The 25,119-nt window shown below is 72.7% G+C and carries 26 protein-coding genes; 8 read left to right on the top strand and 18 right to left on the bottom strand.

Annotated features, from left to right (window positions below; all coding sequences use genetic code 11):
- Nucleotides 1–113: 113 nt before the first annotated feature.
- Entirely contained in the window at nucleotides 114–1,709 is a 1,596-nt protein-coding gene (gene dacB, locus IH61_RS0102290) for a D-alanyl-D-alanine carboxypeptidase/D-alanyl-D-alanine-endopeptidase (protein ID WP_158844545.1), read from the bottom strand.
- Nucleotides 1,710–1,785: 76 nt separating this feature from the next.
- Here dacB and IH61_RS0102295 point away from each other — a divergent pair, with 76 nt between their 5' ends.
- Nucleotides 1,786–2,277, top strand: coding sequence for an inorganic diphosphatase (locus tag IH61_RS0102295; protein ID WP_031064047.1), 492 nt, complete (start codon nucleotides 1,786–1,788; stop codon nucleotides 2,275–2,277).
- A gap of 139 nt (nucleotides 2,278–2,416) precedes the next feature.
- On the opposite strand, the gene IH61_RS0102300 is transcribed toward IH61_RS0102295, so the two are convergent.
- From IH61_RS0102300 to IH61_RS0102310, 3 genes are all read right to left on the bottom strand, one after another.
- The gene (locus tag IH61_RS0102300; protein ID WP_031064049.1) at nucleotides 2,417–2,626 is read right to left on the bottom strand and encodes a dodecin; all 210 of its coding nucleotides are present in this window, start codon (nucleotides 2,624–2,626) and stop codon (nucleotides 2,417–2,419) included.
- Nucleotides 2,627–2,740: 114 nt separating this feature from the next.
- Nucleotides 2,741–3,700 (bottom strand): asparaginase, encoded by a 960-nt coding sequence (locus IH61_RS0102305; protein WP_031064051.1) that lies wholly within the window; start codon nucleotides 3,698–3,700, stop codon nucleotides 2,741–2,743.
- 72 nt (nucleotides 3,701–3,772) lie between these two features.
- Nucleotides 3,773–4,402 (bottom strand): hypothetical protein, encoded by a 630-nt coding sequence (locus IH61_RS0102310; RefSeq protein WP_063763114.1) that lies wholly within the window; start codon nucleotides 4,400–4,402, stop codon nucleotides 3,773–3,775.
- Between the two features lie 321 nt (nucleotides 4,403–4,723).
- Here IH61_RS0102310 and dtd point away from each other — a divergent pair, with 321 nt between their 5' ends.
- Nucleotides 4,724–5,164, top strand: a complete 441-nt coding sequence (dtd, locus tag IH61_RS0102315; protein ID WP_031064058.1) for a D-aminoacyl-tRNA deacylase — start codon at nucleotides 4,724–4,726, stop codon at nucleotides 5,162–5,164.
- A 9-nt stretch (nucleotides 5,165–5,173) separates the two neighbouring features.
- On the opposite strand, the gene IH61_RS0102320 is transcribed toward dtd, so the two are convergent.
- The 3 genes from IH61_RS0102320 to IH61_RS0102330 all read right to left on the bottom strand — a co-directional run bounded on the left by IH61_RS0102320 (nucleotide 5,174) and on the right by IH61_RS0102330 (nucleotide 7,312).
- On the bottom strand, nucleotides 5,174–6,136 hold the full coding sequence (locus IH61_RS0102320; RefSeq protein WP_107057018.1) for a glycine cleavage T C-terminal barrel domain-containing protein: 963 nt from the start codon (nucleotides 6,134–6,136) through the stop codon (nucleotides 5,174–5,176).
- Nucleotides 6,137–6,155: 19 nt separating this feature from the next.
- Complete coding sequence (locus tag IH61_RS0102325) at nucleotides 6,156–6,620, bottom strand: Fur family transcriptional regulator (RefSeq protein WP_031064065.1); 465 nt, start codon at nucleotides 6,618–6,620, stop codon at nucleotides 6,156–6,158.
- Between the two features lie 89 nt (nucleotides 6,621–6,709).
- Nucleotides 6,710–7,312, bottom strand: a complete 603-nt coding sequence (locus IH61_RS0102330) for an FABP family protein (protein ID WP_031064068.1) — start codon at nucleotides 7,310–7,312, stop codon at nucleotides 6,710–6,712.
- A gap of 357 nt (nucleotides 7,313–7,669) precedes the next feature.
- Here IH61_RS0102330 and IH61_RS0102340 point away from each other — a divergent pair, with 357 nt between their 5' ends.
- Nucleotides 7,670–8,032, top strand: a complete 363-nt coding sequence (locus IH61_RS0102340; RefSeq protein ID WP_031064073.1) for a DsrE family protein — start codon at nucleotides 7,670–7,672, stop codon at nucleotides 8,030–8,032.
- Here IH61_RS0102340 and IH61_RS0102345 read toward each other — a convergent pair.
- The 7 genes from IH61_RS0102345 to IH61_RS0102370 all read right to left on the bottom strand — a co-directional run bounded on the left by IH61_RS0102345 (nucleotide 8,026) and on the right by IH61_RS0102370 (nucleotide 12,532).
- The gene (locus tag IH61_RS0102345; RefSeq protein WP_031064075.1) at nucleotides 8,026–8,304 is read right to left on the bottom strand and encodes a DUF3099 domain-containing protein; all 279 of its coding nucleotides are present in this window, start codon (nucleotides 8,302–8,304) and stop codon (nucleotides 8,026–8,028) included. The two genes, IH61_RS0102340 and IH61_RS0102345, sit on opposite strands and share 7 nt — an antisense overlap.
- Before the next feature lie 85 nt (nucleotides 8,305–8,389).
- Nucleotides 8,390–8,680, bottom strand: coding sequence for a DUF1416 domain-containing protein (locus IH61_RS0102350; RefSeq protein ID WP_030288989.1), 291 nt, complete (start codon nucleotides 8,678–8,680; stop codon nucleotides 8,390–8,392).
- Nucleotides 8,681–8,719: 39 nt separating this feature from the next.
- Nucleotides 8,720–9,556 (bottom strand): sulfurtransferase, encoded by an 837-nt coding sequence (locus IH61_RS0102355; RefSeq protein WP_031064078.1) that lies wholly within the window; start codon nucleotides 9,554–9,556, stop codon nucleotides 8,720–8,722.
- A gap of 233 nt (nucleotides 9,557–9,789) precedes the next feature.
- Nucleotides 9,790–9,870 (bottom strand): putative leader peptide, encoded by an 81-nt coding sequence (locus IH61_RS50125; protein WP_350529122.1) that lies wholly within the window; start codon nucleotides 9,868–9,870, stop codon nucleotides 9,790–9,792.
- A 214-nt stretch (nucleotides 9,871–10,084) separates the two neighbouring features.
- Entirely contained in the window at nucleotides 10,085–10,849 is a 765-nt protein-coding gene (locus IH61_RS42395; RefSeq protein ID WP_158844548.1) for a DUF2993 domain-containing protein, read from the bottom strand.
- Between the two features lie 100 nt (nucleotides 10,850–10,949).
- Nucleotides 10,950–12,230, bottom strand: coding sequence for a hypothetical protein (locus IH61_RS0102365; RefSeq protein ID WP_051836117.1), 1,281 nt, complete (start codon nucleotides 12,228–12,230; stop codon nucleotides 10,950–10,952).
- A 5-nt stretch (nucleotides 12,231–12,235) separates the two neighbouring features.
- Nucleotides 12,236–12,532 (bottom strand): MoaD/ThiS family protein, encoded by a 297-nt coding sequence (locus tag IH61_RS0102370; RefSeq protein ID WP_051836118.1) that lies wholly within the window; start codon nucleotides 12,530–12,532, stop codon nucleotides 12,236–12,238.
- Between the two features lie 683 nt (nucleotides 12,533–13,215).
- Between IH61_RS0102370 and IH61_RS0102375 the strand changes: the two genes are divergently transcribed.
- From IH61_RS0102375 to IH61_RS0102395, 5 genes are all read left to right on the top strand, one after another.
- Nucleotides 13,216–13,947: a winged helix-turn-helix transcriptional regulator gene (locus tag IH61_RS0102375; protein WP_031064087.1), complete on the top strand. Its 732-nt coding sequence runs from the start codon at nucleotides 13,216–13,218 to the stop codon at nucleotides 13,945–13,947.
- A 126-nt stretch (nucleotides 13,948–14,073) separates the two neighbouring features.
- Nucleotides 14,074–15,120 carry a LacI family DNA-binding transcriptional regulator gene (locus tag IH61_RS0102380; RefSeq protein ID WP_031064090.1) on the top strand — a complete coding sequence of 349 codons (1,047 nt, stop codon included), beginning with the start codon at nucleotides 14,074–14,076 and terminating at the stop codon, nucleotides 15,118–15,120.
- A gap of 115 nt (nucleotides 15,121–15,235) precedes the next feature.
- Entirely contained in the window at nucleotides 15,236–16,417 is a 1,182-nt protein-coding gene (locus IH61_RS0102385; protein ID WP_031064093.1) for a S1C family serine protease, read from the top strand.
- A gap of 85 nt (nucleotides 16,418–16,502) precedes the next feature.
- On the top strand, nucleotides 16,503–17,279 hold the full coding sequence (locus tag IH61_RS0102390; protein WP_031064095.1) for a response regulator transcription factor: 777 nt from the start codon (nucleotides 16,503–16,505) through the stop codon (nucleotides 17,277–17,279).
- Nucleotides 17,276–18,763 carry a sensor histidine kinase gene (locus IH61_RS0102395; protein ID WP_234326988.1) on the top strand — a complete coding sequence of 496 codons (1,488 nt, stop codon included), beginning with the start codon at nucleotides 17,276–17,278 and terminating at the stop codon, nucleotides 18,761–18,763. The genes IH61_RS0102390 and IH61_RS0102395 overlap by 4 nt, the downstream gene beginning before the upstream one ends.
- Before the next feature lie 73 nt (nucleotides 18,764–18,836).
- Here the strand turns inward: IH61_RS0102395 and IH61_RS0102400 are convergent, their stop codons facing one another.
- The 4 genes from IH61_RS0102400 to IH61_RS0102415 all read right to left on the bottom strand — a co-directional run bounded on the left by IH61_RS0102400 (nucleotide 18,837) and on the right by IH61_RS0102415 (nucleotide 25,068).
- The gene (locus tag IH61_RS0102400; protein ID WP_051836119.1) at nucleotides 18,837–20,636 is read right to left on the bottom strand and encodes a bifunctional metallophosphatase/5'-nucleotidase; all 1,800 of its coding nucleotides are present in this window, start codon (nucleotides 20,634–20,636) and stop codon (nucleotides 18,837–18,839) included.
- 240 nt (nucleotides 20,637–20,876) lie between these two features.
- A complete protein-coding gene (locus tag IH61_RS0102405; protein WP_031064104.1) occupies nucleotides 20,877–22,226 on the bottom strand; it encodes an ATP-binding protein in 1,350 nt (449 codons plus the stop codon).
- A gap of 51 nt (nucleotides 22,227–22,277) precedes the next feature.
- Nucleotides 22,278–23,867: an SCO6880 family protein gene (locus IH61_RS0102410; protein WP_051836120.1), complete on the bottom strand. Its 1,590-nt coding sequence runs from the start codon at nucleotides 23,865–23,867 to the stop codon at nucleotides 22,278–22,280.
- A gap of 7 nt (nucleotides 23,868–23,874) precedes the next feature.
- On the bottom strand, nucleotides 23,875–25,068 hold the full coding sequence (locus IH61_RS0102415) for a hypothetical protein (RefSeq protein WP_031064109.1): 1,194 nt from the start codon (nucleotides 25,066–25,068) through the stop codon (nucleotides 23,875–23,877).
- Nucleotides 25,069–25,119: the final 51 nt, after the last annotated feature.

A 25,119-nucleotide genomic window follows, 5' to 3' on the forward strand; every position in this document is an offset into this window, starting at 1 on the left:
AGCCACCCGCCACGATCGTCTTCCCGCCCTCCGGAGCCGCCTCCGGCGCACATCGGGAGCACCCGCGGAGGCGGGACGGAGGCGACCAGGAGGCGGCCAGGAGGCGGGGCGGGTCAGTGGCAGCCGCAGGTGGCGAGACGGGCGGCTATGCGGTCGAGGGCGGCGCGGGCGGTGTCGGCGGGGGCGGTGGTGCGGGTCATGACGGCGAAGGCGAGGAGGCGGCCGTCCGCGTCGACCACGGTGCCGGCGAGGGTGTTGACGTTGTTGAGGCTGCCGGTCTTGGCGCGGATCAGGCCGGCCGCCTCGGCGGCGCCGGAGTTCGGGCCGTAGCGCTTGGCGAGGGTGCCGGTGAAGCCCGCGACGGGCAGGCCCGCGAGGACCGGGCGCAGCGCGGGGTGCTGGTCGGAGGCGGCCAGGGCCAGGAGCCGGGTGAGCACGACGGGCGCGATGGCGTTGCCGGGGTTCAGCCCGCTGCCGTCGTTGAGGGTGGTGCCGCCCATCGGCACGCCGAGCTTGGTCAGCTCCTGGGTCACCGCGGTGGCCGCGCCCTCGAAGCCGGCCGGCTGGTGGCCGGCGATCGCGGCCTGGCGGGCGATCGCCTCGGCGAGCTGGTTGTCGGAGGTGGTGAGCGCCCGTTCGACCAGGCGGGCGATGGTCGGCGAGTCGACCCGGCCGAGGACGGGCGCGTCGGCGGCGGCCGGGGCGGCGGCGGGCTTGGCCCGGCCCTCGACGGTGACGCCCTGGGCCTTGAGCAGCCCGGCGAACGCCTCGGCGGCGGAGGCGGCCGGGTCGGCGACCCGCTTGGGCGCGTCCTCGCGGCTCTTCGGGTCCACCCGGCCCTCGTCCACCATCAGCGGGACGACCGGGGCGATGTTGGTGTCGTCGTCGTGGAACTTGTGCAGCGGGTTGCCGGTGTACAGCGAGAGGTCGTAGTCGAGCGTGACGGTGGTGGTGCCGGCGGCCTTGAGCGCGGCGGCGGTCTGCCGGGCCAGGTCGTCGAGGGAGGCGGGGGCGGTGTCCGCGTCGGTGGGCCGGCCGCCGATCTGCACCTGGTCGGCGGGCAGCGCGGTGAGCGTCGGGTCCCCGCCGCCGACGAGGGTGATGCTCGCGGGCGTGGCGCCCTTGACCACCCGGGTGGTCAGCCGGGTGTCGCCGGGGACGAGGGACAGGGCCGCGATCGAGGTGGCGATCTTGGTGGTGGAGGCGGGGGTGGACGCGGTGTTCTCGCCCGTCCCGTACAGGAGTTGACCGCCGGAGGCGTCCGCGACCGCGATGCTGACGGTGCCGAGGTTCTTGTCGGCGAGCAGGGGGGCGAGGGCCTGCTGGAGGCCCTGCGTGGTGGGGACGGGGACCTCGGGGCCGGTCTCGGCGGTGGCGAGGACGGCGCCCGCGGCGGGCGCCGGGCGCGCGCCCGCGGCATCGCTCCCGCCGGTGCCGGGCTGCTCGGCCCGGTGGGTCGGGCTCTTGCCCTTGTCCTTGCCGTGGTCGCCCTTCTTGCCGTCCCGACCGGTGGACCCGTCGTGGCCCTCGTCCTGGTTGTCGCGGTCGTCGTTGCCGCCGTTCGGGGTGCTGTGGCCGCCGGGCGTCGGCGAGGGCTGCGCGTACGCACCGCCCGCGCCCAGGACCGTCCCGGCGACGAGCACCGCCGCTCCGAACAGTCCGGCGGCCGTCCCCCTGCGACGGCGCGCCGCCCCCACCCGTACTCCCACCGACCGGCCCCTTTCCCGAGCATCCACTCCCGTAGGAGACACTGGGATTCTGTCAGTACCTACCTTGGAGGAACCGTTGGAGTTCGACGTCCTTATCGAAATCCCGAAGGGCTCTCGTAACAAGTACGAGGTCGACCACGAGAGCGGCCGCCTGCGGCTCGACCGGATGCTCTTCACCTCGACCCGCTACCCGGCCGACTACGGCTACGTCGAGGGCACCCTGGCGGACGACGGTGACCCGCTGGACGCCCTGGTCATCCTGGACGAGCCGACCTTCCCCGGTTGCCTGATCAAGTGCCGCGCCATCGGCATGTTCAAGATGACGGACGAGGCGGGCGGCGACGACAAGCTGCTCTGCGTCCCGGCGACGGACCCGCGCTGGGAGCACCTGCGCGACATCCACCACGTGTCGGAGTTCGACCGCCTGGAGATCCAGCACTTCTTCGAGGTCTACAAGGACCTGGAGCCGGGCAAGTCGGTCGAGGGCGCCAACTGGGTCGGCCGCGCCGAGGCCGAGGCCGAGGTCACCGCTTCGATCAAGCGTCTGGCGGACCAGGGCGGCCACTGAGCCGTCGTTCCGATCTCCTCGGTCGGGACGGGTCCCTGAGGCCGGGGTTCCACGGATTCGTCCGCGGTCCCCGGCCTCTGGCGTTCCCGGGGCACGTTTGCCGACAGGCCGTCGGCAAGCCGGTGGGGCGGGAGCCCGCTCAGTCCTCCAGGCGGAAGCCGACCTTGATGCACACCTGGTAGTGCTTGACCCGGCCGTCCTCCAGGTGGCCCCGGACCTGCGAGACCTCGAACCAGTCGAGGTTGCGCAGCGTCCGGGAGGCCCGTTCCACCCCGTTGCGGATCGCGGCGTCGACGCTCTCGGTCGAGGACCCGACGATCTCGGTCACCCGGTACACATGGTCGGACATGGCGGACTCCTCAGCTGTGCGACGGCCCCCGGTCCTCCACCGTGCACCGCCGTCCGCCCGCCCGCACCCCGGCGGGCGCCGAGCGCCCGGCGTGAGCCGAAGGACACGCCCCGGTCAGAACGCCGCCCGCACCTGCCCGACCGGCACCCCGCCGCCCAGCAGCACGGCCTCGCCGATGCGCTCCAGGGTCTCGTCCGCGCCGCTCACCCCGAGCCGGCGCAGCGCCGCCGCCAGGACGGGGCCGCGGGCCCGCTCGCCGCCGTCCTCGATCTTGAAGGCGAGCGCCCGGCCGTCGGGCAGCGCCACCACCTGGACGGCCTCGGCGCCCATCTTGGACAGCGCGCCCGGCACGGCCCGCATCAGCCAGGTGTCGGCGCGGCGGGTGCCGGCCACGTACTCGGGGTGGGCGCGCATCGCGTCCGCCACCCGGCGCTGCTCGGTGCCCTCGGCGGCCAGCACCAGGGCCCGGTAGCCGCGCGCCAGGCCGGCCAGCGAGACGGCGAGCAGGGGCGCGCCGCAGCCGTCCACGCCCAGGTGGGCCGGGGTCTCGCCGGTGCCCTCCGCCAGGGCGTCCTGGGCCAGCCGCTGGATGGGGTGGGCCGGGTCGAGGTAGTCCTCGGTGTCCCAGCCGTTGGCGACGCAGGCGGCCAGCCAGCCGGCGTGCTTGCCGGAGCAGTCCATGAAGATCGGGGCGCGGCGGCCGCCGGAGGCCAGCAGCAGCTCGGCCTCGGTCTCGTCCAGCGGGAGGTCGGCGGGGGTCCGCAGGGCGCTCTCGTCGAGCCCTGCGGAGCCGAGTATCGCCCGGACGCCGTCGAGGTGAAACGATTCCGCGGAGTGGCTGGAGGCCGCCAGCGCCAGCAGCTCGCCGCCGATCGCCAGCCCGGCCCGCAGGGTCGCCACCGCCTGGAAGGGCTTGGCGGTGGAGCGGGGGAACACCGGGGCGTCCGGGTCACCGAGCGCGAACTCGACCGAGCCGTCCGCAGCGAGCAGCACCAGCGAGCCGTGGTGACGGCCCTCGGTGAAGCCCGAACGGACGACCTCGGCGAGGACGGGCGGGGTGGCGTGCTGGGGCATGGCGAGAGCCTTCCGGGGCGAGGGTGAGCCGGGGGCGAGCCCGGGCCCGTCCGCCTGCGGGGCCTCGCCCGGTCAGAGCGGGCCGCCCGCGAGCAGGTCGTCGACCCGTGCTTCCCCATCACGGTACCTGCGGGTGATCTCGGCGTTGCAACCGTCCGCCGTGCGCAGCAGCAGCTGGCGACGGCCGGACACCTCGCGCTCGTGCGTCCGCAGCCGCTCCAGCGCGGCCAGCAGGTCCTCGGCCGGGTGCGCGGCGAGGTCGGCGAGCTGGACGTCGCCCATCAGCTCGTCCGCCTCCAGCCGGGCGTCCAGGGTGCGCGGCGGGCCGAGGGTGACGTGCCGGGCCGAGCGGCGCACGGTGGAGGGGGCGTCGGTGAGGATCGCCGGCAGCCGGTCCAGCAGTTCCCCGCCCGCCTGGCCGCCGCCCGCCTCCCGGCCCGCCGCCTCCGTCCTCGGGGCCGGGCCCGCGCCGGGGAGGCCGCCGGAGAGGCCGCCGGGGTCGCGGCGGTCGAGTTCGGCGTGCAGGATGTCCATCCGGCCGTGCAGCAGGCGCCGCAGGTACGACAGGTCGGCCTCCTGCTCCAGGGTCTCGCGGCGCAGGACGCGCAGCTCGTCCAGGCGCAGGCGCTCCAGGCCGGGATCGCGCTCCCCACCCCCGCCGCCCGTCGACCGCTCCCGCGCCGCGCTGCTCGCGTCCATCATCCAGCCACCTGCCGTCGTCCGATCCCGCCCGCTCACGGCACCCCGTCCCTGCCGCCGGTCCGGCCCGCCCCCGTCGGGCTCGCGTCCCGTTCGTATGGTCCACCAGCGTGCCACCCCACCCGGCGCGCGCGCACCGCCCGTGCACCCGAACGGCCCCCTGGCGAACGGGGGTGGCTGATATGACAGAGCCTTTCCCCAGGAAGAGCGGCGCCCGCCACCGCGCAGGCGCTCAGAACACGGCGTGCGCCACCCCTTCGCGCGCCCCCACTCTGCGCCCCAGGGCCCTCCGAACGGGTTACGGACTCCGGCACAATGGCGGGCATGCGAGCAGTGGTGCAGCGAGTGACCGAGGCCAGGGTGACCGTGGCCGGAGAGACCGTCGGCGCGATCGAGGGGCCCGGGCTCTGCGTCCTGGTCGGCGTCACCCACGAGGACACCCCGGCCAAGGCGGCCCAACTGGCCCGCAAGCTCTGGACGCTGCGGCTGCTGCCGGCCGACAAGGACGGGGTGGAGCAGAGCTGTTCCGACATCGGGGCGCCGCTGCTGGTGATCAGTCAGTTCACCCTCTACGGCGACGCCCGCAAGGGCCGCCGGCCCACCTGGAACGCCGCCGCCCCCGGCCCGGTCGCCGAGCCGCTGGTGGACGAGGTGGTGGCGCAGCTGCGCGCGCTGGGGGCCAAGGTGGAGACGGGCCGGTTCGGCGCCGACATGCAGGTGGCGCTGGTGAACGACGGCCCGTTCACCGTCCTCGTCGAGGTCTGATCCCGCCGGCTACTGCGGGACGATCACGTCCTGGGTGCCCGGTACCGTCCCGGCCAGCAGCACCGCGTCCGCCGGGACGTTGCGCTTGACGATCGCCAGCGCGATCGGCCCCAGCTCGTGGTGGCGGGCCGAGGAGGTGACGAAGCCGAGCGACCGCCCGTCCGGGTCCGAGGCGAGCCGCACCTCGGTGCCGTGCGGGGGCAGCGTCTCCTCGGTGCCGTCCAGGTGCAGGAAGACCAGCCGGCGCGGCGGGCGGCCCAGGTTGTGCACCCGGGCGACGGTCTCCTGGCCGCGGTAGCAGCCCTTCTGCAGGTGGACGGCGGTGCGCAGCCAGTCCACCTCGTGCGGGATGGTGCGGTGGTCGGTCTCGAAGCCGAGCCGGGGCCGGTGGTCCTCGATGCGCAGCGCCTCGTACGCCCAGATCCCGGCGGCCGGGCCGTACCCGGCGGTGAGCTTCTCCAGGTCGGCGCGCGGCACGAACAGGTCGCGCCCGTACGGGAGTTCGCGGACGGCGGCGGCGCCCTCGGCGGAGCCCTCGGAGCCGGCGGGCAGGTGGACCACGGCGTAGTCCGCGGTCGCGTCGGCGACCTCCACCCGGTAGAAGAACTTCATGCTCTCCAGGTACGCCACCAGCGCGCCCTGGGTGCCGGGCTCGACGTGCGCCCAGGTGGTGGTGCCGTCGTCGACCAGGTAGAGCGCGTGCTCCACGTGCCCGTTCGGGGAGAGCACCAGCGCCTCCACGGCCTGCTGCGCCGGCAGTTCGCTGACGTGCTGGGTGACCAGCAGGTGCAGCCAGGCCAGCCGGTCGGCGCCGGTGACGGTGAGGACGCCGCGGTGCGAGAGGTCGACGAAGCCGGTGCCGCGCGCGAGGTTGCGTTGTTCGCGGAAGATGTCGCCGTAGTGGGCGGCGACGCCCTCGTCGGCCCCCTCGGCGGGGACGGCTCCGGGCAGGGAAAGCAGCGGGCTCTTCACACCGGTCATACCGGCCAGCTTACGTCCGGGGGTCGGAGAGCTTGGCGGTGCAGTCGGCGCAGCGGCCGAAGATCGCGAAGTGCTTGAGGTCCGTGTCGAAGCCGTGCCGCTCGCGCAGGCTGTCGATCAGCGGCTGGGCGATCTCGGTGCCGGTCTCGGTGACCTGGTCGCAGTCCCGGCAGACCAGGTGCAGGTGGTGGTGGCGCCCGGCCAGGTGGTAGGTCGGGGCGCCGTGGCCGAGGTGGGCGTGCGAGACGAGGCCCAGCTCCTCCAGCAGCTCCAGCGTGCGGTAGACGGTGGAGATGTTGACGCCGCTGGCGGTGCGCCGCACGTGGCAGAGGATGTCGTCGGGGGTGGCGTGGTCGAGCACGTCGACGGCCTCCAGGACGAGCTGGCGCTGCGGGGTGAGCCGGTACCCGCGCTCGCGCAGGTCGGCCTTCCAGTCGCCGGAGAGCTGCCAGTCGGTGGTGCCGGTGTCCGCCACTGTCTGTCCCTGCCAAGGTCGGGGGGGTCCTGATGCCAGTGTAGGGACCGGCCCGGGGCCGGTCCCTACCTCGTGCCTTGCGGAGAGCCTTACTTGAAGAAGGCGATCCCGTCGTCCGGCAGGTCGTTGATGTCCTTGATCAACTGGGCCGGGCTGAGCACCTTCTTCAGCTGCGCGGACATGTACGGCCGCAGGGGCACCTGGGGCGCGGCCTTCTCGCCGACCCAGAGCAGCTCGTTGTTGACGAAGCCGTACAGGCGCTTGCCGCCCGAGTACTCCGGGGAGCCCTCGATCCGGGCCACCGCGTCCGTGGAGACGTCGATCTGCGGCTTGCCGTCGGCCAGCTCGCCGTACCAGATCTCCACGGTGCCGTCGTCGCGGACGGAGGAGATCTCGATCCCGCGGGCACCGCTGGTGCCGTGCTGGTTGCTGGTGATGCGCCAGAACGCGTGCTCGTTCTCCAGCGGGCGGACCTTCTCGCCCTCCTCGTCCAGGACCCAGGTGCGGGACCGGAACTCCAGGAAGGGGCGGCCGTCGTGCCGGATCACGATCTCCTGGCCGAAGTTGCACTTCTCCGTGCCCGGGCCCACCTCATTGGGCAGAGGGGCGTAGACGCCCGCGCCCTCCCACGTGCCGAGGAGGAAGGCGAGCGGGACGACGTCCTGGTGGAGGTCAGAGGGGATCTCGATCATGTTCCTGGTCGCTGTCGTCGGTGTGCGGATGCCTCAACCGTACGGCAGGCTCAGCGCTGGCCCTGGTACAGCTTCATCACCGAGAAGATGGCGAACCAGGTGATCAGCACAGCCATGAGGGCCAGCAGACCGTCGAAGAAGTATTCCAGAGCGGACACGGGGAGCTCCCAGGCGACGACAGTGTGGTGGATCGTTCGCCGCTCACTCTATCCGCCGGGCATTCCCCGGTCGTGGTGAGCCCCACCACCTGGGGCGGGTCTTTCGGCTCACGCCGGGAGGACATCCGCCGCCCAAGGTTTGCCCAAGGGATTCGGGGATGACGGCGGGCCGGGGCCGCCGGAGCTCTAAGGTGTCGCCATGTCGAAGAAACTGGTCATCAAGGTCACCGCCGGGGCGGACGCGCCGGAGCGGTGCTCGCAGGCGTTCACGGTGGCGGCGGTGGCCGTCGCCAGCGGGATCGACGTCTCGCTCTGGCTGACCGGGGAGTCCTCCTGGTTCGCCCTGCCGGGGAGGGCGGCGGAGTTCGAGCTGCCGCACGCGGCGCCGCTGCCGGACCTCCTGGAGGCGATCCTGGCGGCCGGTTCGGTGACGCTGTGCACCCAGTGCGCGACCCGGCGCGGGATCGAGCAGAAGGACACCGTCGAGGGCGTCCGGATCGCGGGCGCGCAGGTCTTCGTCAGCGAGATCATGTCGGACGGCGTGCAGGCGCTCGTCTACTGACGAGGACGGTCGGGGCGGTCGGGGCGGTCACGGTCGTGGCCGGGCTCGTCCCACTTGGGGTCGTCCCAGCGCGGGTCGTTCCACCAGTCGTCGTCCGGGTCCCTCTTGTTGGCGAACACCGAGGCGGCCGGCGGGATGACCATCGCCACCAGGCACAGGCCGATCGCCGCACCCACCGAGAAGAACCGCACCACGCCCCAGGCCAGCACGAACAGGCCGAGGCAGACGCCCATCAGGACGTAGTACCAACGCCGCCGCCGTCTCGCCTGCACGCTTCCACGGTACGGCGGAGGGCCCCTGCTCGGCAGGGGCCCTCCGTCCGTTCCTGAAGCCGATCAAAGGCTGATCAGGGGCTGATCAGACCGCGATCGCGACCTCGACGGCGGTGCCCTGGGAGGCCACCACCTGACGGTCCACGGTCTGGCCCGGCACCAGCGCGCGCAGGGTCCACTTGCCCGGGCGGGCGAAGAAGCGGAACTGCCCGGTCGCCGAGGTGGGCACCTCGGCCGTGAACTCGTTGTTCTCGTCCAGCAGCCGGACGTAGCCGTTGACCGGCTCACCGTCGCGGGTCACCGAACCCTGGATGATCGTCTCGTTCGCCACGTCTACTCCTGCCAGGTCCGGGCCGCCGGCCTTCGCACCGCACATGTCTTCGTTTCCCTTCTGACTTACCGCGCGAGCCGGGGCTCAGTTGCTGCCGAGCTCGATCGGCACGCCGACGAGGCTGCCGTACTCGGTCCACGAGCCGTCGTAGTTCTTGACGTTCTCCTGGCCGAGCAGCTCGTGCAGCACGAACCAGGTGAGCGCGGAGCGCTCGCCGATGCGGCAGTAGGCGATGGTGTCCTTCGCCAGGTCGACGCCCTCGGCCTCGTACAGGGCCTTGAGCTCGTCGTCGCTCTTGAAGGTGCCGTCGTCGTTGGCGTTCTTGGCCCACGGGATGTTGCGGGCGCTCGGCACGTGGCCGGGGCGCTGCGACTGCTCCTGCGGGAGGTGGGCCGGGGCGAGCAGCTTGCCGGAGAACTCGTCGGGCGAGCGGACGTCGACCAGGTTGAGGTAGCCGATCGCGGCGATCACGTCGTCGCGGAAGGCGCGGATGGAGGAGTCCACGGCCTGGGCCTTGTACTCGGTGGCCGGACGGGCCGGGACCTCGACGACCAGGTCGCGGGAGTCCAGCTCCCACTTCTTGCGGCCGCCGTCCAGCAGGCGGACGTCGCCGTGGCCGTACAGCTTGAAGTACCAGTAGGCGTACGAGGCGAACCAGTTGTTGTTGCCGCCGTACAGGACGACGGTGTCGTCGTTGGCGATGCCCTTGGCGCTGAGCAGCGCCTCGAAGCCGGCCTGGTCGATGAAGTCGCGGCGCACCGGGTCCTGGAGGTCCTGCTTCCAGTCGATCCGGACGGCGTTGCGGATGTGGTTCTTCTCGTAGGCGGAGGTGTCCTCGTCGACCTCGACGATGACGACCTTCGGGTCGTCCAGGTGGGCCTGGACCCAGTCGGCGTCGACCAGGACGTCGCTGCGGCTCATGGTGGTGTTCTCCATCCGAGGGCGGTGTGGCGGAAGGTGCTGCTCAGGGTGCTGCAGGGCTGCCGGGTGGACACCTGTTCCGAAAGCCCGTCCGAATGTCGAGACGGACGGGGGGATGCGGTACGACCGGGCGGGAGACTGCGGAGTACGGCGGCAACCTGCGGCCGGAGCGGCCGGCGGAGGTCACCGGGAGGATCGGCGGCGGGCTGCAACTGCCCTGCCAGGATGCCGATTCAGCGCATTCGACACAGACAGGCGGACACGCGGCACAGGTCGACCGCCCGCCGCTTCGTGAGATCCGCCTGTCGCTTCATGTCGACGATGCTAGGGACACTCGAGGGCCGCTGTCATCAGCGTATCGAATGGCGAGACCAGGAAGCTCACATTCCGGGATTTGCCTCCCCCGCACCCACGGCGGGCCCGGGCCGCGGCGGCGCGGCGGCGCAGAACGGGCGGAAACGACACCGCTCCGCGGGTCGCGCTGGACAGCGCGTCTCGCGGAGCGGAACGAAGGTTCGGACGGGCCCGTCAGCCGTGGAGCTGGACGTCCTTGCCGTCGAAGGCCAGCCGGAGCCCCTCCTCGACCGGCACGGCGCCGTCCTTGTCGGCCAGCTTCAGCCCGGCCGGCAGCGAGTCCAGGGTGAGGCTCACCGGCTCCACCTGCTGACCGGACACCCCGGCGAGCGCACCGGCGAGGCCGCTCAGCTGGAAGCCGTCCACCGTGATCGTGTTGCCCTTGGTGCGCACCGTGCCCTCGCCGACCGGCAGCGGCCCCAGCGACGCCTTCACCTTGCCGGGCCCGCCGTAGGAGAGGCTCACCCGGGAGGAGCTGCCGACCGGGAGCTTGCCGTGCACCAACTGGCTCGCCGGGGGCAGCAGTTGGGCGAGGTCCGCGTAGGTGATCACCCCGCTGCCGCTACCGCTGTCCACGGTGACGCTGCTCAGCCCGTCCTTCACCCTGACCCCGGACAGCTTCGCCTCGAAGGCGTGCATCGCCACCTTCTGGCCGCCCTCGCCGACGGCCACGTTGTCCGAGGTGACCCTGACGTCGTCCAGGTCCATCGACAGCGCCTGGGTGAGGAACGGGAAGCCCTCGATCGACACGTCCGGCTTCTGGTTCATCCAGCCGCTCTTCACGATCCGGTCGGCGGCCTCGTCCTCGGCCACGCCGACCGCGATCCGGTCGGCCCCCACCAGCAGGCCGCAGAGCACCGCCAGGCCGATCGTGGCCTTCAGCCATCCGCGCATCGCGCTCCCCCGTCGTCGCCGGTCGCCGTCGTCGTTCGCCGTCACCGGTGGCCGCTCCTGCGACCACTCCCGCCCCGACCGTACGACGAACCGCCCCGGAGCTTGGTTCCGAGGCGGTTCGAGGTGTGCCGTGCGTCGCCCGCCGTCAGGCCAGGAGATCGGTGGCGATCCAGATCAGCGGCGCGGCCACCGCCAGCGGCAGCGCCACGCCCGCCGTCATGTGCACGAAGCGGGACGGGAAGTCGTACGCCGCGACCCGGCGCCCGACCAGCGCGCCCACCGCGGCGAGCGCACCCAGCGCGAGCGGCGCGCCCTCCACCAGGCCCAGCAGCACCGCCGCGGCCAGGCCCAGCAGCGGGCCCAACTGCTTCGGGCCGGGCAGCGGCGCCGCGGCCAGCACGGTCGCCACCGCGACCGCGCCCACCCCGGCGGACACCCAGTCGGCCAGCAGCAGCATGGTGCACAGCGCCGTCACCACCGTCGCCGAGCCCAGCACCGTCAGCGCGTAGAACCGCTCCTTCGGGTCCGAGGGACGGAAGGTCTGCAGCACCATCACCAGCAGGAAGAACCCGCCGAGGGTGCCCACCACGGCCGCCGCCGAACCGTCCGACCCGGCCACCAGCACGGCCACGTCCGCCGTGAACCCGGCCAGCGCGGCCAGCGCGATGCCCTGCCGAGCCGGCCACATGCCGTTCAGCCGGAACCAGCCGGCCGCCGTCAGCACCTGGAGCAGCGCCACCACCAGGGCCAGCGGCACCTGCCCGAGCGCGGAGCCCGCGGCCAGCAGGCCGGCCACGGCGGCGGTGATCAGCGCGGGCTGCAGGCCCGGGTCGATGATCGGCGAACCGGTCCGGCCGCGAGGGCCGGCCGCGGGCTGCGGGGGCCGGGGGGCCTGCGGGGGGAACTGCTGCGACGGGACGCCCGGGTACGGCGGGCCGGCGGGGGCTTCCGGGCGCTTGAGCGTCATGGTCGGCGGGTCGAACCCGGGCGCCGGCTGCGGCACGGGCGCAGCGGCCTGGACCGGGGCCGGGCCGGGAGTGTGGGCCTGGGCCGGAGCCGCGTGCCGCCCCTGAGGCCGGGGCTGCGGCGGCTGCGGCTGGTACGGCGGCATCGCGCCGGGGACCACCGGCGGCAGCAGCGTCGTGGCCGCCGCGTCGTCGAGCGGCGGCACGGGCGGCAGCAGCGTGGTCGCGGCGGCGTCGTCCGTCGCCGGGACCGGCGGCAGCAGCGTCGTCGCGTCCTGGTCCGCCGGGTAGCCGTACGGCCCCGGCTGCGCCTGCTGGCCCTGTTCCGGGTACGGCTGGTAGCCGGGCGCCTGCGGGTGGACCTGCTGCGGCCACTCACCGAAGCCACCGTGCTGCGGCCCGCCCTGTTGGGGCCCGCCGTGCTGCGGCCCGCCCTGATGCGGGTTGTTCATGTCCGTCACGCCCCTCAGCCTCCCGCGAACGGCGGAAGGACCTCGACCGTCCCGCCCTCGGTCAGGGCGACCAGATTGTGGTCACGGCCGCCCACCTGCGCGCCGTCGACCAGGTACGAGCAGTGCCCGAGCAGGCGCAGCAACGCCGGCCGGTCCGCGTGCCGCTCCCGGACGCCCGCCAGCGCCTGCGCCAGCGTCGCCGCCTCGTACGGCTCCTCGGCGAGCCCGGCCCCGGACTTCGCCGCCGCCCAGTAGCGGATCGTCCCGCGCACCCGGGCGCCGCCGTCGGCGGGCTCGGTGGTCGCGCCCATCGGGCCACCCCTTCTCGTCGTCCTCGCCCGGCACGGGAGCCCCGGTCCGGATCGCCACCGCGGCGGCCCCCGAAACCACCCGAACGATGGACCCGAGCTGCGCCGACGGTGCGCGTCCCATGATGGCGTGTCGGCCACCACGAGCGGCAATCGCCCTGGCCGGACGGGCCCCGGCCGGGGCCCGAAGCCGTGACCAGGCTCACCCGCCCCGTGCCCGGATTGGGCGAAGCGCCGCATTCGACACCTCCCGGGCCGGGCGAGGGTCGGCTATCCTCGACCACCAAGAGGGACCCGGGCAGAGTCGCCCCCGGGTCCTTTCGTGCTTACAGGACGCCAGTACGGACGTTCTTGCGATTCGTCGGCCCACCCCCGGCGGACGCAGGGACCACCCGCCGCTCGCGGCACGACGACGTGCCCCGTCCGGCCGGGTGTCGCCACCGGGCGCCGGGCCGCCGCCCGGTACCGGACCAGACCGGAGGGTTCGCGGGAATGAGCGGGGCAGAAACGGTGTGCCAGGGGTCGCGGGCCCCGGGGCGCGTGCGCCGTCGCGCCCGGCACGCCGCCCACGCCCTCCTTTCGCATCGGGCTCCCGACGTCCTTCCCCCCACCCCAGCACGTGCGCCTTCCGGCTGTGGCGGCAGCCGGACAGCGACCGCGACGACCCGGAAAGGGGACCACCGGGTATGAGTTCTCTGCTCCTCCTCACCAACGCCCTGCAACCCTCCGCCGAAGTGCTGCCCGCCCTCGGCCTGCTGCTCCACAACATCCGGGTGGCCCCCGCCGAGGGCTCGGCCCTGGTGGACACCCCCAGTGCGGACGTCATCCTCGTCGACGGCCGGCGCGACCTGCCGCAGATCCGCAGCCTGTGCCAGCTGCTGCGCTCCACCGGCATCGCCTGTCCGCTGATCCTCGTGGTCACCGAGGGCGGCCTGGCCGCCGTCACCGCCGAGTGGGGCATCGACGACGTCCTGCTGGACACCGCCGGCCCGGCCGAGGTCGAGGCCCGGCTGCGGCTCGGACTCGGCCGGCTCCAGGTCGCCGTCGACGAGAGCCCGATGGAGATCCGCAACGGCGACCTCTCCGTGGACGAGGCCACCTACTCGGCCAAGCTCAAGGGCCGCGCACTCGACCTCACCTTCAAGGAGTTCGAGCTGCTCAAGTACCTCGCCCAGCACCCCGGCCGGGTCTTCACCCGGGCGCAGCTGCTCCAGGAGGTCTGGGGCTACGACTACTTCGGCGGCACCCGGACGGTGGACGTCCACGTGCGGCGGCTGCGCGCCAAGCTCGGCGTCGAGAACGAGCAGCTGATCGGCACGGTGCGCAACGTCGGCTACCGCTTCGTCGTCCCGGAGAAGCCCGACAAGGGCGAGCGCCCGGAGTCCGCCCCGCGCGCCACGTCACCGCTGGAAGCCTGAACGGGCGGGGGAGAACCGTTCCCCCGCCCGGCTTGTCCGGGTTCCGCCCCTCACCCGTACGGCCCACGCCGCGGGAGGCGAAAGGTCCCCCTGCCCAGGTCGGGACCACACGCGTAGACTCCCCCCGTGGCCAAAGTGACGCGCGACGATGTAGCCCGACTGGCTGGGACCTCGACGGCGGTCGTCAGCTACGTCATCAACAACGGGCCGCGCCCGGTCGCGCCCGCCACCCGGGAGAAGGTCCTCGCGGCGATCGACCAGCTCGGCTACCGGCCGAACAGCGTCGCCCAGGCCATGGCCTCCCGCCGCACCAACCTCATCGGCATGGTCGTCCCGGACGCCCGCCAGCCCTTCTTCGCCGAGATGGCCCACGCCGTGGAACGGGCCGCCTCCGAGCGCGGCAAGCTCGTGCTGATCGGCAACTCCGACTACGTGGACGACCGCGAGGTCCACTACGTCCGCGCCTTCCTCGGGATGCGGGTCTCCGGCCTGATCCTGGTCAGCCAGGGCCCCTCCCAGCGCGCCGCCGAGGAGTTCGCGGCGATGGAGGGCGCCAAGGTCGTGCTGCTGCACCGCCGCCCCGAGGCCATCGACGACGTCGCGGTGGTCACCGACGACGTGGCCGGCGCCGAGGCGGTCGTGCGGCACCTGCTGGAGGTGCACGGGCACCCGTACGTGGCCTGCTTCGGCGGCCCGGTCGAGTCCCCCGCGCCCGGCGACCCGGTCATCGACCACGTCGAGGGCTGGCAGCGCGCCATGGACGCGCACGGCCTCCCCACCGAGCCGCACCTGATCGACGCCCCCTTCCACCGCTACGGCGCGTACGACGTGGCGCTCGGCGTCCTGCGCTCGCCCGACCGGCCTCGGGCGATCTTCTGCTCCACCGACGACCAGGCCATCGGCGTGCTGAGAGCCGCCCGCGAGGTCGGCCTGCGGGTGCCCGAGGACCTCGCGGTGGCCGGCTTCGACGACGTGCCCGAGGCCGCGCTCGCCGACCCGCCGCTGACCACCGTCGCCTCCGACCGCGACGCGATGGCCCGCGCCGCCGTCGACCTGGTCCTGGACGACTCGCTGATGGTGCCCGGCTCGGACACCGAACGGGTCCGCACCTTCCCGTCCCGCCTGGTCATCCGGCGCTCCTGCGGCTGCAACGGCACCGATCGAACGGAATAGCGCGCTCCGCCCGAGTGGTCGCCTGACCAGGCTTTATGAGAACCGAACGGGCTTCTCGGGCCGTTCTGATCCGCTTCTCATCCGCTCCTCATGCGCCGGGCGGAGCTTGGTCGTCATGAGCGAACAGCAGCGGCCCGGCCACGAGCAGTACGACCAGCAGCAGCCCTACGGCACCCCGCAGCCGTACAGCACCCCGCAGCCGTACGGCACGTACGACCCCCGGGTGATCGAGGGCACCGTCCTCCACGGCGGCACCGGCACCGGCGGCTTCGACGCCCCTCCCCCGCCGCCGCCCGTACCGCCCGAGCCGCCCACCATCCTCGGCCACGGGCCCTCCTACGGCCCGGACGGCCCGAACGGTCCCCAGGGCGCGCCGAACCCGCAGGGCCACGGCGGCCGGGCCCGGCGCGGACTGCTGCGCGGCCGCCTCGCCCTGGTCACGGCCGTCGCCGCGGTCGCCGCCGTCCTCGGCGGGGTCACCGGCGGGATCGTCACCTCCGAGCGCCAGGCCCGGGACACCCGGGTCTCCACCGTCGCCAGCCCGGTCTCCGCCCGCTCCGACGGCACCGCGAACGTGCCCGCCATCGCCGCGGCCGTCTCGCCCAGCGTCGTCGAGATCACCGTCAAGAACGCGGCCGGCACCGCCACCGGCACCGGCGTCGTCCTCGACAAGGGCGGCCGCATCCTCACCAACTACCACGTCATCGCCACCGCGGCCGCCGGCGGCCGGATCACCGTCACCTTCCACGACGGCTCCACCGCCCAGGCCACCGTCACCGGCACCGACAAGTCCCTCGACGTCGCCGTGATCACCGCGAGCGGCGCCACCAACCTCACCCCCGCCGTCCTCGGCGACTCCTCCGCCGTGGCCGTCGGCGACCCGGTCGTGGCCATCGGCAACCCGGACGGCCTCACCGGCACCGTCACCTCCGGCATCATCAGCGCCGAGAACCGCGACGTCACCGTCCAGCTCGACGAGGGCAGCACCAGCGGCAACGGCGGCTTCGGCCTCCCCCAGCTGCCCGGCCAGCGCGGCGGCGCCCAGCAGCGCACCGGCGGCGACAGCACCACCTACAAGGCGTTCCAGACCGACGCCGCCCTCAACCCCGGCAACTCCGGCGGACCGCTGATCAACGCGGGCGGACAGGTCATCGCCGTCAACTCCGCGATGTACGCGCCCGGCGGCTCCGGCTCCTCCGGCACCGGCCAGGCCGGCAGCGTCGGCCTCGGCTTCGCCATCCCGATCGACGCCGTCAAGCAGGTCCTGCCGAAACTTCAGGCCGGCCAGAACCTGTGACCCACCGTCCCCAGGACGGACAATTGCTCCCAGCGGGCCCCACCGCCGAGACCCAGCAGCACCAGACGAGAAAGGGCATCCGCCCATGACCCCGTCCGCCGACGACCGCACCCCCGCCGAGACCGGCCACCCCGGCGCCCGGCTCCTCGTGGTCGACGACGAACCCGCCCTCCGGGACGCCCTGGAGAGCAGCCTCGCCTTCGAGGGCTACGAGGTCTCCACCGCCACCGACGGCTACGAGGCCCTGGAGTCCGTCGAACGCGACAGGCCCGACCTCGTGCTGCTGGACATCATGATGCCCCGGATGGACGGCCTCACCGCCGTCCGCCGGATGCGCTCGCGCGGGGACACCGTCCCCGTCCTGATGCTCACCGCCCGCGACGCCGTCGGCGACCGCGTCACGGGCCTCGACGTCGGCGCCGACGACTACCTCGCCAAGCCCTTCGAGCTCGACGAACTCCTCGCCCGCGTCCGCGCCCTGCTGCGCCGCAACGCCCTCGCCACCGAGGCCGCCGCCCGCGCCGCCGCCGAGGACGAGAGCGAGGTCCTCGCCTACGCCGACCTGCGGATGAACACCGCCACCCGCGAGGTCACCCGCGCCGGCAAGCCGGTCGAGCTCACCCGCACCGAGTTCATGCTGCTGGAGATGTTCCTCTCCCACCCCCGCCAGGTCCTCACCCGCGAGCAGATCCTCAAGGCGGTCTGGGGCTTCGACTTCGAGCCCTCCTCCAACTCCCTGGACGTGTACGTGATGTACCTGCGCCGCAAGACCGAGCAGGGCGGCATGACCAGGCTCATCCAGACCGTCCGCGGCGTCGGCTACGCCCTGCGCCCGGCCACCAGCGGCGGCACCGCCACGTGAGCAAGATCCCTCCCCCGCCCCTCGCTCCGCCCCGCACCGCACCGGGCCGCCGCGCGCGCCTCGTCCACTGGCTGCGCTCCCGCTCCCTGCGCAGCCGGCTCACCTTCCTGAGCGCGGCGGCGGTGGCGGTGGCGATCGCCCTGTCGGCGCTGGCGTGCTGGTTCATCGTGGAGAAGCAGCTCTACAACCAGGTCCGCACCGACCTGGCGGACGTACAGCTGATCAAGGGGATGCCCTTCCCGTACTGCGGCACCTCCCCCGAGGGCGCCCTGACGCTCGAGGGGGCGAATCCTTCCGAGACGAGCGGCTCCACCCTGCGGGACATCCAGTTCGTCCCGGCCAAGTCCCACGAGGTGTGCCTGCCCCCGCACGCCCGGAGGGCCGTCACCCTCAAGACGGACGACGCCCAGGCGTACCGCCTCGCACCCGGCCAGTCGCTCATCCGCGAAGGTCACTACACCAACGGCGAACCGGCGCTCGTCCGTATCTCCTACTCCCGCGACCCCAAGCTCGTCCCCGGGCTGGTGATGATCGCCACCCCCACCAAGTCCGTCGAGGAGTCCCTCCAGGGCCTCGCCCTCCTCCTCGGCGCCGTCTCCCTCGGCGGTATCCTCCTCGCCGCCGTCGCCGGCCGTCTGGTGGCGCACTCCTCGCTCAAGCCCGTCGACCAGCTCACCGACGCCGTCGAGCACATCGCCCGCACCGAGGAGGTCGGCACCACCATCCCGGTGCAGGGGCAGGACGAGATCGCCCGGCTGTCCACCTCGTTCAACTCCATGAGCACGGCCCTCGCCAACTCCCGCGAGCGCCAGACCCGGCTGATCGCCGACGCCGGGCACGAACTGCGCACCCCGCTCACCTCGTTGCGCACCAACGTCGACCTGCTGATCCGCAGCGACGCGACCGGCCGCCCGCTGCCCGCGGCGACCAGGACCAAGCTGCTGGGCAACTTGAAGGCCCAGATGCAGGAGCTCACCGTCCTGATCGGCGACCTGCTCCAGCTCTCCCGCCCCGACTCCCCCAAGCCGGTGCGCCAGCTCGCCGTCGTCGCCCTGCACGAGATCACCGAGCGGGCGCTCGAACGGGCGAAGCTGCGCGGGCCCGGGCTGGTCTACGACACCGAGACCGAGCCCTGGTACGTGCACGGCGACGCGGCCGCGCTGGAGCGGGCGGTGATCAACCTGCTGGACAACGCCGTCAAGTACAGCCCGCCCGGCGGCGCCATCGAAGTCCGGCTCCACCAGGGCGTGTTGACCGTCCGCGACCACGGGCCCGGCATCCCGGCGGACGAACTCCCGTACGTCTTCGACCGGTTCTGGCGCTCGCCCTCCTCGCGCCAGCTGCCCGGTTCGGGCCTGGGACTGTCGATCGTCGCGCAGAGCGTCCAGGAGGCGGGCGGCGAGGTCGCCCTCGGCCCGGCCGGAGACGACGGCCCCGGCACCCTCGCCACCGTCCGCCTGCCCGGCGGGCCCGCGCCGGAGTGACTCCCTCCGGTGTGCGGAGAACGGGACGGGCGGGGCGCCCCGACAGCGCCCCGCCCGTCCCGCCCGGTGAGGATCAGTCGACGTCGGCACCCGGGCCGACGACCTTGATCCGGTCCTGCGCCGGCGCCTTCAGCGGCGAGGCCGCCGAGGAGTGCGCGGTCAGGTACGCGGTGAACACGTCCAGGTCGGAGGCGCCCACGAGCTTGTCGGTGCCCGCCGCGAAGGCCGGGAAGCCGTCGCCGCCGGAGGCCAGGAACTCGTTGGCCGCGACCCGGTACCTGGCGGCCGGGTCGATCGCCGCGCCGTTCAGGCGGATCGAGTCGACGACCACCCGGTCGGCGCCGGTCTTGCGCATGTCCAGGGTGTAGTGGAGGTTCGAGGACACCTGGAGGATCTTCGGCGCCGCGGCGTTGCCACCGCTCACCTGCTGCTGGAGCAGCTGGACCAGCTGGGCGCCGGTCAGCGTCTTGATCTGCATCATGTTGGTGAACGGCTGCACGGTGAACGCCTTGCCGTACGTCACCACCCCGTCGCCCTCGGTCCCGGCGGCCTTGTAGACCAGGTCGGAGCGGATACCGCCCGGGTTCATGAAGGCCACCTGCGCGCCGCCCTTGTCGGCCGCCGACAGCTGGTCCTGCTGGGCGTCGGCGATCAGGTCACCGAGCGGCTTCTCCAGGTCGGAGCTGCCACGGCCGTTGATGTCCGAGGCGATGTAGCCGACCGGACGGTTGGCCAGCGGAGCGGCCAGCTTCTGGTAGTGCTCCACCAGCTGCGTCAGGTCCGGGGCCTTCTCGCCCGTCCGGCGCACCACGTGGTTCTCGGCCTTGACCGAGGGGCGCACGATCTCGCCGGTGGTCCTGTCCAGCTTCATGTTGATCTCGGTGAACAGCCGGCCGAAGGAGGCGGCGCTGGTCACCGAACGCGGCACGCCGTTCGGGTCCGGGATGCTGCACGCGTACGCGTTGTGGGTGTGACCGGTGATGATCGCGCCGACCGACGGGTCGATCTTCTCGGCGATGTCGACGATCGGGCCGGAGATGCCCTGACCGGCCGGGCCGCAGTCGTAGTTGTACGTGCTGCTGGCCGGGTAGCCGCCCTCGTGGATCAGCGCGACGATCGAGTTGACGCCCTTGGCCTTGAGCTCGGCGGCGTACTTGTTGATCGTGGTGACCTCGTTGGCGAACTTGAGGCCCTTGACGCCCTCGGCGGTCACGATGTTCGGCGTGCCCTCCAGGGTGACGCCGATGAAGCCGACCTTCACGCCCTGGGACTTGGTCACCCAGTACGGGGGCAGCAGCGGCTTGCCGCTCTTCTCGTCGGTCACGTTGGCCGACAGGTAGTTGAAGTTGGCGCCCTTGAAGGTGCGGCCGTCCTCGTAGCAGCCGTCCTTCGGGTGGCAGCCGCCGTCCTGCTTGCGCAGGAGCTCCGCCGAACCCTGGTCGAACTCGTGGTTGCCCACGGAGGAGACGTCCAGGCCGAGCATGTCCATCGCCTCGATGGTCGGCTCGTCGTGGAACAGCGCCGAGGTCAGCGGGCTGGCGCCGACCAGGTCGCCCGCGGCGACGGTGATCGAGTCGTCGGCCGCGACGCGCGCCTCGCGCAGCGCGCCGGCCAGGTACTCGACGCCACCGGCCGGCGTCGAGACGACCTGGCCGGTGGCCGGGTCGATCTCCTTGATCGTGCCGGACGAACCGGCCGGGGGCTCCAGGTTGCCGTGGAAGTCGTTGATCGCCAGCAGCTGGAGGTTGACGGTCTTGTGACGCTTGGCACCGGCGTCGGCGGCCTGCGCGGCCGTCGGCACGACGACCGTGCCGAACAGACCGGCGGCCGCGACGACGGCGAGCGCCGCGCGTCGGGATCTGACGGAGAGCATGAAGGGTCCCCTGCACCTCGGAGGAGCACCGGCTGTGGGACAGGGCCGGGCGTTGGGCATGTGTTGCGTCCGTGAAGCCTAGAGTCAACGCGCGTAGCTGTCAGGTGGTCGGACATAACGAGAAGATGTCCTACTGACGAACCGTCGCCGCCACCCCGGTGCGGAACCGGTGTGCACGGGCCCCGCACCGCGCGACTCGGACCTCCCGCGCCGCACGGCCCAGCCCCCGCGCCGCGCGGCTCAGACCCCCGGCTCGGCCGCCAACTGCCGCTCCGCACGCGACCGTTCGGCCACCGCGTCCTCCGTCATCGCCCGGTCCGTGTACACCAGCGGCCGCTCGGTCTCGGTGATGATGTGCTTCACCACCTGCACATTGCCGTTCACGTCCCACACCGCGATGCCCGGCGACAACGTCGGGATGATCTCCACCGCCCAGCGCGGCAGACCCAGCACCCGCCCGGTCGCCCGCGCCTCCTCGGCCTTCTGCATGTAGATCGTCCGGGTCGAGGCCATCTTCAGGATCGCCGACGCCTCCCTGGCCGCCGCACCGTCCACCACGTCCGACAGGTGGTGCACCACCGCCACGAAGGACAGGCCCAGCCGGCGCCCGAACTTCAGCAGCCGCTGGAACAGCTGCGCCACGAACGGGCTGTTGATGATGTGCCACGCCTCCTCCACCAGGAAGATGCGCTTCTTGCGGTCCGGCCTGATCCAGGTGTGCTCCAGCCACACCCCGACGATCGCCATCAGGATCGGCATCGCGATCGAGTTGCGGTCGATGTGCGACAGGTCGAAGACGATCAGTGGCGCGTCCAGGTCGATGCCGTCCGTCGTCGGCCCGTCGAACATGCCCCTCAGGTCACCGTCGACCAACCGGTCCAGCACCAGCGCCACGTCCAGGCCCCAGGACTGCACCTCGTCCACCCCCACGCCCAGCGACTCCACCGAGGACAGCTCGGGGCTGCGCAACGTGTCGATGATGTCGTCCAGCACCGGCTGGCGGTCCGTCACCGAGGCCACCACGTGCGCGTGCGCCGCCTTGAGCGCGAAACCCGCCCGCTCCTCCAGCCCGCGCCCCATCGCCACCTCGACGATGGTGCGCAGCAGCGACAGCTGGCCGGTCTGGGTGATCGCCGGGTCCAGCGGATTGAGCTTCACCCCACCGTCGCGGGCCGCCATCGGGTCCAGCCGGATCGACTTTATGCCCAGCGCGTTGGCGATCAGGTTCCACTCGCCCACGCCGTCCTCGCCCTGCGCGTCCAGCACCACGATCTGCCGGTCGCGGAACCTCAACTGCCGCAGCACGTAGGTCTTCTCCAGCGCCGACTTGCCGTTGCCGGACTCCCCCAGCACCAGCCAGTGCGGCGCCGGGAGCTGCTGCCCGTACAGCTGGAACGGGTCGTACACGTACCCCTTCCCGCTGTACACCTCCCGCCCGATGATCACCCCGGAGTCGCCCAACCCCGGTGCGGCGGTGGGCAGATAGACCGCCTGCGCCTGCCCGGTGGAGGTACGCACCGGCAGCCGGGTGGTCTCCACCTTGCCGAACAGCAGGCTGGTGAACGACTCGGTGATGTTGCCGAGCGCCATGGGCGGCCTCCAGGTGACAGCGGAACGGGTCGTACGGTGCTCGGCGAACGCTCAGCGGCGGATGCCGGTCGCGAACGGCAGGGTGTTGACGAAGGCCCGGTGGTGCTCGCGGTCGCACCACTCCAGCTTCAGGTAGCTCTTGCCCGCCGACGCGCGGATGGTCCGCTTGTCCCGGGCCAGCGCCTCCGGGCTGCGCGAGGAGACCGTGATGTACCCGACCAGGTTCACCCCGGCCGCGCCGGAGGCCAGGTCGTCACCGCGCTGGTCCACCCGGCCGGTGTGCGCCAGGTCGCGCGGGTCCACCGTCCGGTTCATCTTGGCCGCACGGCTGGCCTCGGCCTCGTCGTTGGTCTTCTCCGTCAGCATCCGCTCGATCGCGACGTCCGTGGGCTCCAGGTCCATCGTCACCGCCACCGTCCGGATCACGTCCGGGGTGTGCACCAGCAGCGGCGCCAGGAAGTTGACGCCCACCGGGGTCAGCGGCCACTCCTTGATCCACGCGGTGGCGTGGCACCACGGGTCCCGGGTCACCGACTCACGGGTCTTCGCCTGCAGGTACTGCGGATGCGTCGCGTCCAGCTCCGCCGGCCAGGCGTTGCGCCGCGACATCGCCTGGATGTGGTCGATCGGGTGGTCCGGGTCGTACATCGAGTGCAGCAGCGAGGACAGCCGGGCCTGGCCCAGCGGCTGCCGCACCCGGATGTCCGCCTCCGCCAGCCGCGCGCAGATGTCGGTCAGCTCGCGCGCCATCACCGCCGCCAGCCCGTCGTCGTCCCGCGACCGCCCGTCGCCCGCGCGCCGCTCGTAGGCGTTGCGGCCCATCGCGTGCGCCTCGGCGGCCAGGTCACGGGTGTAGTGCATGCACGCCACCAGGTACGCCCGGTGCTGCTCCGAGGAGGTCGACACCATCGACTGCAACTGGTCGTACGACTCCTGCAGCCAGCGCGGCGCCTCGGTATCACCGCGCCGCTCCACGTCCTTCGCGTGCGCGTCCGGATCGGCCGGCAGCGTCCGCGCCAGGATCTGCAGCCGCGTCACGAAGCCGTCCCCGTTCGCGACGTGCTTGAGCAGCGTCCCGAACCGGTCGACCAACGCCTCCTGGTCCTCCGAGTCGCGCAGACCCACGCCCGGGCCCTCGATCTCGATCGCCGCCGTCACCGTCCGCCGCTCCAGGTGCATCAGCACCCCGACCTCGTCCGGCCCGAACGGCGCCGTCAGCCAACGCAGCCGCCCCACCCCCGGCGGCGGACCGACCTCCACCTCCCGGCCGTCCATCCGGGTGCCCGCGTCCATCGCGTCCGAACGCCACAGCCCCCGCCCGCCGCGCGCCGTCCGGCGGTACGTCCGGTTGATCTCCACCCACTTGTAGAACGTCCGCTTGCGGTACGGCACGTACACCGCCGCGATCGCGAGCAGTGGGAAGCCGACCAGGCCGACGATCCGCAACGGGAGGATCGGCATCAGCAGGCCCCAGACCATGCCGATGAAAGCCCCGAAGATGACCAGCACGATCTCCCCGGACTCCCGGTTCCGGCCGATCGGCGCGTTCGGGCGGGCCTTGCCGATCAGGTAGGTGCGGCGCTGGTGCACGTACGGCTGGGCGTACTGGGCACCGTACTGGCCGAGCGGTTCGCTGCTCACTTACCCGTCACCCCCCCTTCGCTGGATTGCTTTCGCGGATCGGAACCGGGGCCTGCGGAGGCCCGCCCTGCGGTGGCGGCGCCGGCGTCCGGCCGGCGTGCGCGGCGATGCCCGGCGCGACCGAACCGCCGCCGGCCCCGCCACCCCCGCCGGCGCCCTGCGGGCCGCGGTCGCCGTGGGTGCTGATGCCCTGCTTCATCAGGTTCGCGGTGCCGTTGATCATCGCCGACCCGGCCGACACCGCGCTCGCCCGGGCGTGCCTCATGTTCATGATCTCGTCGCCGAACCCCGGCACGAAACGGTAGACCGCGGCACTCGCGAAGATCGACAGGAACAGGATCGCCAGCCCCGACAGCACCCGCGAGAACGTGTCGTCCGCCCCGCTCCCGCTGGCCACCGCACCCGCCAGGCCCAGGATGATCACGATGATCGGCTTCGCCAGGTCCACCGCCACCATCACCCCCGCCCACCGGCGCACGTGCTTCCACATCTGCTTGTCCACCAGCCCCGCGTACACCGCCGTACCCAGCAGCGCCCCCACGTACAGCATCGCCGCCCGGATCAACAGCTCGATCCACAGCACCGCCGCCGCCAGCACCGCCACCAGCGACACCAGCACCAGGATCAGCGGACCGCCCCCCACGTCCCCCTTCTCCAACGTGTCGGCGAACCCGCCCAGGTACGTCCCCGTGTCCGACTTCGTCCCCACCGCGATCGCCTTGGTCAGCCCGTCCGTCACGCTCACGACCGTGTACAGGATCAACGGCGTGAACGCCGAGGCCACCACCGTCAACCACAGGAACCCGATCGCCTCCGTGAACGCCGTCGTCAACGGCGCCCCCCGCACCGCCCGCTTCGTCACCGCCAGCAACCACAGCACCAGCGTGATCACCGTCGACACCGCGAACACCACGGCGTACTGCTGCAGGAACGACGCGTTGGTGAAATCCACCTTCGTCGTCCCGTCGATCGCCCCCGACAGATTCCGCACCACCCAGGCCGCCGCCTGCGCACACCCCTTCGCCAACGACCCCAGCGGATCGGTGACATTGCTGCCGATGTTCCCGGGCAGCGAGCTTCCGCCGGGCGGGGCGCAGTAGACGTCGTTCCCGGGCAGGGGGATTCCGGGGCAGCTCGTATTACTGGTCCCGGGGGTGGGAGTCGGCGACGGCGCGGCCACGGCCCGCTGCGTCGACAGCATGACGGAGAGGGCACCGAAGAGCGCCGTTCCCACCATTCGACCCATGACCCG

Origin of the sequence: Streptomyces sp. NRRL WC-3742 (genome assembly GCF_000720635.1) — a bacterium.
Taxonomy (GTDB): domain Bacteria; phylum Actinomycetota; class Actinomycetes; order Streptomycetales; family Streptomycetaceae; genus Kitasatospora.

What these genes read in the sequence shown, in the direction of transcription:
- IH61_RS0102300 (WP_031064049.1), bottom strand. Translation starts at nt 2,626, where the DNA reads ATGTCCGACCATGTGTACCGGGTGACCGAGATCGTCGGGTCCTCGACC.
- IH61_RS0102305 (WP_031064051.1), bottom strand. Translation starts at nt 3,700, where the DNA reads ATGCCCCAGCACGCCACCCCGCCCGTCCTCGCCGAGGTCGTCCGTTCG.
- IH61_RS0102310 (WP_063763114.1), bottom strand. Translation starts at nt 4,402, where the DNA reads ATGATGGACGCGAGCAGCGCGGCGCGGGAGCGGTCGACGGGCGGCGGG.
- dtd (WP_031064058.1), top strand. Translation starts at nt 4,724, where the DNA reads ATGCGAGCAGTGGTGCAGCGAGTGACCGAGGCCAGGGTGACCGTGGCC.
- IH61_RS0102330 (WP_031064068.1), bottom strand. Translation starts at nt 7,312, where the DNA reads ATGATCGAGATCCCCTCTGACCTCCACCAGGACGTCGTCCCGCTCGCC.
- IH61_RS0102340 (WP_031064073.1), top strand. Translation starts at nt 7,670, where the DNA reads ATGTCGAAGAAACTGGTCATCAAGGTCACCGCCGGGGCGGACGCGCCG.
- IH61_RS0102350 (WP_030288989.1), bottom strand. Translation starts at nt 8,680, where the DNA reads ATGTGCGGTGCGAAGGCCGGCGGCCCGGACCTGGCAGGAGTAGACGTG.
- IH61_RS0102355 (WP_031064078.1), bottom strand. Translation starts at nt 9,556, where the DNA reads ATGAGCCGCAGCGACGTCCTGGTCGACGCCGACTGGGTCCAGGCCCAC.
- IH61_RS50125 (WP_350529122.1), bottom strand. Translation starts at nt 9,870, where the DNA reads ATGAAGCGACAGGCGGATCTCACGAAGCGGCGGGCGGTCGACCTGTGC.
- IH61_RS0102370 (WP_051836118.1), bottom strand. Translation starts at nt 12,532, where the DNA reads ATGGGCGCGACCACCGAGCCCGCCGACGGCGGCGCCCGGGTGCGCGGG.
- IH61_RS0102375 (WP_031064087.1), top strand. Translation starts at nt 13,216, where the DNA reads ATGAGTTCTCTGCTCCTCCTCACCAACGCCCTGCAACCCTCCGCCGAA.
- IH61_RS0102385 (WP_031064093.1), top strand. Translation starts at nt 15,236, where the DNA reads ATGAGCGAACAGCAGCGGCCCGGCCACGAGCAGTACGACCAGCAGCAG.
- IH61_RS0102390 (WP_031064095.1), top strand. Translation starts at nt 16,503, where the DNA reads ATGACCCCGTCCGCCGACGACCGCACCCCCGCCGAGACCGGCCACCCC.
- IH61_RS0102400 (WP_051836119.1), bottom strand. Translation starts at nt 20,636, where the DNA reads ATGCTCTCCGTCAGATCCCGACGCGCGGCGCTCGCCGTCGTCGCGGCC.
- IH61_RS0102405 (WP_031064104.1), bottom strand. Translation starts at nt 22,226, where the DNA reads ATGGCGCTCGGCAACATCACCGAGTCGTTCACCAGCCTGCTGTTCGGC.
- IH61_RS0102415 (WP_031064109.1), bottom strand. Translation starts at nt 25,068, where the DNA reads ATGCTGTCGACGCAGCGGGCCGTGGCCGCGCCGTCGCCGACTCCCACC.